General features: G+C 67.8%; 5 protein-coding genes. 2 read left to right on the top strand and 3 right to left on the bottom strand.

Annotated features, from left to right (window positions below):
• Window positions 1-206: 206 nt before the first annotated feature.
• Genes AC0Z6F_RS21960 through AC0Z6F_RS21950 form a run of 3 tightly spaced genes read right to left on the bottom strand, consistent with a single transcriptional unit; the run spans window position 207 to window position 4,839 of the window.
• Window positions 207-1,646, bottom strand: a complete 1,440-nt coding sequence (locus AC0Z6F_RS21960) for an efflux transporter outer membrane subunit (RefSeq protein WP_485618556.1) — start codon at window positions 1,644-1,646, stop codon at window positions 207-209.
• Entirely contained in the window at window positions 1,643-3,601 is a 1,959-nt protein-coding gene (locus AC0Z6F_RS21955) for a MacB family efflux pump subunit (RefSeq protein WP_485618555.1), read from the bottom strand. Before AC0Z6F_RS21955 ends, AC0Z6F_RS21960 begins: the two co-directional genes overlap by 4 nt.
• The gene (locus AC0Z6F_RS21950; protein WP_485618553.1) at window positions 3,598-4,839 is read right to left on the bottom strand and encodes an efflux RND transporter periplasmic adaptor subunit; all 1,242 of its coding nucleotides are present in this window, start codon (window positions 4,837-4,839) and stop codon (window positions 3,598-3,600) included. The genes AC0Z6F_RS21955 and AC0Z6F_RS21950 overlap by 4 nt, the downstream gene beginning before the upstream one ends.
• Window positions 4,840-5,043: 204 nt before the next feature.
• Here AC0Z6F_RS21950 and AC0Z6F_RS21945 point away from each other — a divergent pair, with 204 nt between their 5' ends.
• Together AC0Z6F_RS21945 and AC0Z6F_RS21940 are read left to right on the top strand one after the other, a co-directional pair.
• Window positions 5,044-5,772, top strand: a complete 729-nt coding sequence (locus tag AC0Z6F_RS21945) for a response regulator (protein WP_004151313.1) — start codon at window positions 5,044-5,046, stop codon at window positions 5,770-5,772.
• 6 nt (window positions 5,773-5,778) lie between these two features.
• A complete protein-coding gene (locus AC0Z6F_RS21940; RefSeq protein WP_485618551.1) occupies window positions 5,779-7,188 on the top strand; it encodes an ATP-binding protein in 1,410 nt (469 codons plus the stop codon).
• Window positions 7,189-7,245: the final 57 nt, after the last annotated feature.

Here is a 7,245-nt window from a genome sequence, read left to right as displayed (position 1 = left end):
AACCCAATTGAACACACTGCCCGAACCTAATACACAAACTTTGTGCACTTCCCTCCATTACCCCCCTCCCAATCCCCGTCGGCCTCCTCCACTAACCCCCCCCCCCCGCTACCGGCGATCCGATTCACGCATGGCGTGGATCGGCCGTGTCGACCAAGGTCGACACCTACCGGTAGTCGCCAACCTTGGTTGGCGCTCCCGCCGCCTCACCCCGCGCTGCCGCCCAGTGCCTTGAACAAGGTCACGTCGTTGTTCAGCTGGCCTTGGCGCACGCGCGCCAGCGACAGCTCGGCGTCGCGCCGGGTCTGCTGTGCTTCCAGCCAGGTGCGCAGATCGGTGGCACCCACGCGGTAGCGCACTTCCTGCGCGCGCTCCACTTCCACCGCTTCGTCGTACGAGGCCTGCGAGGCCGCGACCTGGCGGACCAGCTGCTCGCGTGCCGAGAGTGCGTTGTCCACTTCCGAAAGCGCGGTGTACAGCGTCTTGCGGAAATTGGTTGCAGCAATCTGGTACGCGGTGCCGGCGATGTCCGTATCCAGCTGCGCGCGCTGCAGGTTGAGGAACGGCAACGACAGGCCGGCGCCGAGCGTGGCCACCGGGTTGCGCAGCACGTCGCCCAGCGAGGTCGCACTGGAACCGAGGCTGCCAGTGAGGCTCAGCGCAGGGTAGTACTGGGTGGCGGTGACCTTGATGGTCTTCAGGCTGTTGCGCAGCCGCAGTTCGGCCGCACGCAGGTCGGGACGGCGGCCAAGCAGGTCGGTCGGCAGGCCCTCGGCGATGCTTGGGCTGCGAGCGCCGAGCAGGTCCTGCGGTTCGTCCTGCTGCGGCCACGGCGTGCCGTCCAGCAGGACTGTCAGGGCATTGCGCACTTCCACCCGCTGTTGTTCCAGTGCGCTCTGCGAGGCGCGTTGCGACTGCAGGTTCTGCAGTGCCTGGCGTACTTCCAGGCGCGATACCGCACCGGCGTCGAAGCGTGCCTGCACCAGTTCGCGGGTGCGCTCCAGCCGCTCCAGGTTGGCCTGGCCGGTGGCGATCGACTGGTTGAGGTAGGCCAGCGTCCAGTACTGGGTGATGCTGTCGCCGATCACCAGCAGCGCGGTGTTCTGCCGGTCTTCCTCGCTGGCCTCGGCTTCCCAGCGGGCGATGTCGCGCTGGGTGCGCAGGCGGCCCCACAGGTCCACTTCCCAGCCCAGCGAGACGCCGGTGGAATAGCTGCGGCGCCAGTCGTCGGCCTGGTCGGTGGCGCGGCTGGCGCTGCCACTCACACCTGAAGACGAAGGCTGCGGCCACAACGCGTTGCTGGCCAGGCCAGCCTGCAGGCGTGAGCGCTGCACGGCCAGGCCGGCGGCGGCCAGATCGCTGTTGGCCGCCAGTGCCTGCGCCACCAGGCGGTCCAGTCGTTCATCGCCGAAACCGGTCCACCAGGTGTCCTGGCGGATGTCGCGGCCCGGAGTATCCAGGCTGCTGCGCGGATCGTCGGCGGGCGCATTGAGGGTGGCGTCGCCACGACCGTAAGTCGCCGCCACGTCGGGGGCCTGCACCGGATAGCGGCCCATGGATGCGCAACCGGACAAGGCGAGCAGAACGGCGCCCGCCAGCAACAGGCGCGAGGGGACAGGTAAGGGCAGTCGGGTCATCATCTTCATTCGCGGGCCAGGGCCTCCACCGGGTCGAGCTGCGCGGCATTGCGCGCGGGCAGGAAGCCGAACGCCACGCCGATCAGGGTCGAGCAGGCGAACGCGGCAACGATCGAGGCGGTGGAGAACAACACCTGGAAGTCGCTGGCGAAGCGGCCGATCATCGAACCCAGCAGCAGGGCAAGGCCGATGCCGAGCACGCCGCCGAGCAGGCACACCAGCACTGCTTCGATCAGGAACTGCTGGCGGATATCACTCTGCCGTGCACCAACGGCCATGCGCACGCCGATCTCGCGGGTACGTTCGGTCACCGACACCAGCATGATGTTCATCACGCCGATGCCGCCCACCAGCAGCGCGATGGCAGCGATGGCGCCGATCAGCAGGGTCATCGTGCGCGTGGTCTGCTCGATGGTCTGGCGGATCTCGGCGCTGTTGCTGAGGAAGAAGTCCTCGGTGCCATGGCGCATCGTCAACAGGCGGGTGATCGCTTCCTGTGCCGCATCCATCGGCGTGGCGTCGTCCACGCGCACGGTAATGCTGGACACGTGGCTCTGGCCGAGCATGCGCGACATCACCGTGGTGTACGGCAGCCACACGCTCAGGCTGGTGCTGCCGCCGAACCCGAAGCTCTGGCGCTTGGCCACGCCGACCACGCGTGCCGGCACGTTGCCGAGCAGGATCACCTGGCCGATCGGATCGACATCGGGGAAGAACTGGGTCTGGGTGTTCTCGTCGATCACCGCGACCTGGCCGAGGCCCTTCACCGCATCGGCATCGAAGAAGCTGCCGCTGAGCAGGGTCACGCCCTTGACCCGGAAGAACTGCTCGCCGACGCCGCTGACCTGGGCGGTGGAGGACTGGTTGCGATAACGCGCGGTGACCGAGGTTGACACGCTGGGTGTGGAGCTGTCGACGTAGCTCTGCCGGGCCAGCGCATCGGCATCACTGGCTTTGAGCGTCTGCACGCGGGCCGAGCGCATGTCGCCGAAACCACGGCCGGGGTAGACGTCGATGGTGTTGGTACCCAGCGCACTGATGTTCTGCAGGATCTGCTGCTGCGAGCCATTGCCCAGCGCCACCACCGAGACCACCGAGGCGATGCCGATGATGATGCCGAGCATGGTCAGGAAGGTGCGCAGCCGATGTGCATTCATCGCCAGCAACGCCATGCGGAACGCTTCGGTGAAGCGGTCGCGCGCGGCCCGCCAGCTGTTGCCGCGGGCCACGCCGGTGCTGGCCTCGCGCTGTGCGCGATAGGTCGGCGCATTCGGGTTGGCGCGGTCGGCGATGATCTCGCCGTCGCGGATCTCGATGATGCGCTGCGCGTGCTCGGCCACGCTCATGTCGTGGGTGACGATGATGATGGTGTGGCCTTCGGCGTGCAGCTCGCCGAGGATCGCCATCACTTCCTCGCCGGATTTGGTGTCGAGCGCGCCGGTCGGTTCGTCGGCCAGGATCACCTCGCCACCGTTCATCAGCGCACGCGCGATCGACACGCGCTGCTGCTGGCCACCGGACAGCTGGCCCGGCTTGTGGTGCATGCGGTCACTCAGGCCCAACCGCTGCAGCAGCTGCTCGGCACGTGCGTTGCGCACCGGGCCAGGGCTGCCGGCATACACAGCCGGCACCTCCACGTTGCCGCGCGCATCGAGATCGCCCAGCAGGTGATAGCGCTGGAAGATGAAACCGAAATGCCCGCGGCGAAGTTCGGCCAGTTCGTCCGGTTCCATCCTGCCGGTCTCGCGGCCGGCTACCTGGTAGCTGCCGCGGGTGGGGCGGTCGAGGCAGCCAAGGATGTTCATCAGCGTCGACTTGCCCGAACCGGACTGGCCGACGATGGCCACCATTTCGCCGGCGTGGATGTCGAGATTGACGTCGCGCAGCACGGCGATCACATCGTCGCCGGCCGGAAATTCGCGTCGCAGGTCACGCAGGCGCAGCAGCGGCGCCGTCGTGCTCATCGGCGCCCCATGCCCGGGCCGCCGACCCGCATCTGCATGCCGCCACGGTTGCCACCGCCGGCGCTGGCACCGGCCGCACCGGCCTCACCGACCACCACGCGCTCGCCTTCCTCCAGCCCGGACAGGATCTCGGCAGAGGCACCGTTGTTGATGCCGACGGTGACCTTGCGCGGCTGCGGCTGGCCCTTGTCGTCCAGCACCCGCACCATGCGCTCGTCGCCGCGACGCTTCGGCCCCAGTGCCACTGCCGGCACCATCAGCACGCCCTTGGCCTGCTTGAGCAGTACCGAGACCTGCGCGGTCATGTCGATGCGCAGGGTGCCATCCTGGTTTTCCACGTCGAACAGCGCATTGTAGTAGACCGCGCTGCTGGAGCTGGAGCTTGAAGAACTGCTGGAGCTGGAGGAGCTCTCGTTGGCGATCGAGGCCGGCGCCGGATTGATCTGGCGCAGCGTGGCGTGGTACTTGCGATCCGGATCGCCCAGCGTGGTGAAGTACACCGGCATGCCGGCCTTGATCTTGACCACGTCGGCTTCGGAAATTTCGGCATTGACGGTGACCACGTCCAGCCGCGCCAGCATGACGATGGTCGGTGCGGTCTGGTTGGCGTTCACGGTGCGACCTTCCTCGGCCACCACCGCCACCACGGTGCCGTCCATCGGCGCGGTGATGCGGGTGTAGGCCAGGTTGGCGCGGGCGGTGCCCAGCTCGGTCTCGCGGCCCTTGATCTGTGCCTCGTAGGACTGCAGCTGGGCACGTGCGGTCTTCAGCTGTGCTTCGGCGGCATCGTATTCCTGGCGCGAGGTGGCCTCGGCGGCCAGCATCTGCTGCTGGCGCGCGAATTCCAGTTCGGCCTGGCGCAGGGTGGCCTGCTGCACGGCGCGCTGGGCGGTGACCTGGTCCAGCGAGGCCTGCGCATTGAGCACCTGGTTCTGCTGGGTGGTGGCGTCGATTTCGGCAATCAGGTCGCCTTCCTTCACGGTATCGCCCAGCTGCACCTTCAGCGATTTGATCTGGCCCGAGGCCTGGGCACCGACGCTGACCAGCTTGTAGGCGTCGATCACACCGGTGGCCTCCACCGTCTGCTCGATGTCACCACGGCTGACCGGCGTGGTCGCCACCGCCGGGGCGGCAGGCTTGCGCAGCAACCACCAGGCGGCTGCGGCGACGATCAAGACGAGCAGGGCGATCAGTATCAGGCGACCCCGGCGGGTCGCAGGCAGCAGGCGGAACGTCACGTCGTGGCTTCACTCTCGGGGCCGCGGTGGCGGCGTTGGTGGGCATTGTGAAGACCGGGCGATGGGCGGCTCAATCCTCGGGGTATGTCTCTATGTAACACTGTCGGTGAATACGCGTAACCACAGGTATCCCGCCCATGGGTGGATACACTGGTACGCATTGCCCCGGATGCGGTTCAGCTGCCGACACGGGATGATCGCGACATGGAGACTGAAAACCCGATGCATCGACTGCTGATCGTCGACGACGACAACGACATCCGCACCCTGCTGGCCGAGCAGCTCGGCCGTGCCGGCTACCAGGTGAGCACGGCCGCCGATGGCACCGCCATGCGCCAGCTGCTGGACCGTGAGCATGTGGATCTGATCGTGCTCGACCTCAACCTGCCCCGCGAGGATGGCCTGACCCTGTGCCGCGACCTGCGCGCGCGCTCGAACACGCCGGTGATCATGCTGACCGCGCGTGCCGAGCCGATCGATCGCGTGCTGGGCCTGGAAATGGGCGCGGACGACTACCTGGCCAAGCCGTTCGAACCGCGCGAGCTGCTGGCGCGCATCCGCAACGTACTGCGCCGGACCGAGGCGCTGCCGGCCAACCTGGAGCCGCTGGCGGTGCGCCGCGCGCGCTTCTCGCGCTGGGTGTTCGACCTGGAGCATCGCCACCTGGTGGACCCGGATGACCGCGTGGTGGTGTTGTCCGGTGCCGAATTCCGCCTGCTGCGGGTGTTCATCGCACACGCCAACAAGGTGCTGTCGCGCGAGCAGCTGGTCGCGCTCAGCAGTGGCCGCAACTACGAGGCGCAGGACCGTGCGATCGACCTGCAGGTAAGCCGCTTGCGCAACAAGCTCGGTGATGACGGCGGCCCGGATGGGCTGATCAAGACCGTGCGCAATGAAGGCTACGTGCTTGCCTCGGCCGTCAACCTGGAATAAGCCGCGATGAAGCGCCTGCGCCACTTCATGTCCTCGATGGTCGGGCGCTTGTTCGTGATCCTGCTGCTGGGCATGAGCGTGGCCGCGATCGGCGCGACCATGCTGGCCACCTCCAAGCGCCAGCAGGAATTCGAGCGGCAGAACCTGAACCGCATCGCCGATCGCCTGCAGGGCTACGTCAACCTGCTCGATGGCAACCCCGAACTGCGCGAGCGCCTGCTCGAGATTGGTGGGCCGAGCGTGCGTGCGCTGCAACCGGGTGCACGCCTGGGGCGGGCCGATACCGCGTTGATGGAGGTGCTGGATGACCGGCCGGGTCCGGTGTCGCGTGCACATGTGCACTTCGCCTCGTTCCGTTCCTGCATTCCCAAGCTGCAGGACCTGCTGCCGCCGCCGCCGCCCGGGCACCGCAGGCATCCGCGTGAGCGTGATCCGGCGTTCATCCCGCCCAAGTGCCGCGCGGTGGACGTGACCCTCAACGATGGCACGCTGCTGAAACTGGCGCTGGATTCGCCGGCCGTGGCGCACAACGGCATCCTCGCCGTCGACCCGTGGTTCCTGACCCTGCTGGTGCTGGCGATCGCCATATTGGCGTACATCGTCGCGCGCATGGCCAGCGCACCGCTGCAGGAGCTGGCTGCAGCGGCGGAAGATCTCGGCGATGACCTGCAGCGCGATCCGCTGCCCCTGCGCGGTCCGCGCGAAGTGCAGCGCGCCGCCGAAGCCTTCAACGCCATGCAGCATCGCCTGCAGCGGCACCTGGCCGAACGCACGCAGATGCTGGCGGCGATCACCCATGACCTGCAGACGCCATTGACCCGCCTGCGCCTGCGTCTGGAGAACGTCAGCGACGAGACCCTGCGCGAACGCCTGATTGGCGACCTGGCGGCGATGCAGGCGCTGGTGCGCGAAGGCCTGGAGCTGGCGCGCAGTGCGGAAAGTGCCGAGCAGCGCGCCGCACTGGACCTGGATTCGCTGCTGGAAAGCATTGTCGAAGACACGGCCGAGGGCGGCGGCGACGTTGTCTTCGAAGGCGGCAGCGGGGCGGTGCTGATGCTGCGTCCGCTGGCCATGCACCGCTTGTTCTCCAACCTGGTGGACAACGCGGTGATGTACGCCTACCGGGTGCGGGTGCGGGTCGAGCGCAGTGGCGGCGCGATCACCGTGGTGGTGGCCGATGATGGCCCCGGCCTGGCCGAAGATCAGCTGGAGGGGGTGTTCGACCCGTTCGTGCGGGTGGAGACCTCGCGTTCGCGCGAGACCGGCGGTGCCGGGCTGGGCCTGACCATCGCCCGCGCCCTGGCCGAAAAGGATGGTGCGCGCCTGTGGCTGCGCAACCGTGCCGAAGGTGGGCTGGAAGCGGTGGTGCAGTGGCCGGCCAGCGCGCAGGTGACGCCGCCGGGGCGCGGCGGCTGAGTTTCGCCGTCCCGGAGCGGTGACGCCGGGGGCGGAGTTTCGCCTATCATCTGCGCA

This window comes from Stenotrophomonas sp. 1L-E-5-B-C3, from assembly GCF_057292075.1.
The sequence above is the reverse complement of the archived record's forward strand: the minus strand, read 5'-3'. Positions and strand labels throughout refer to the sequence as shown.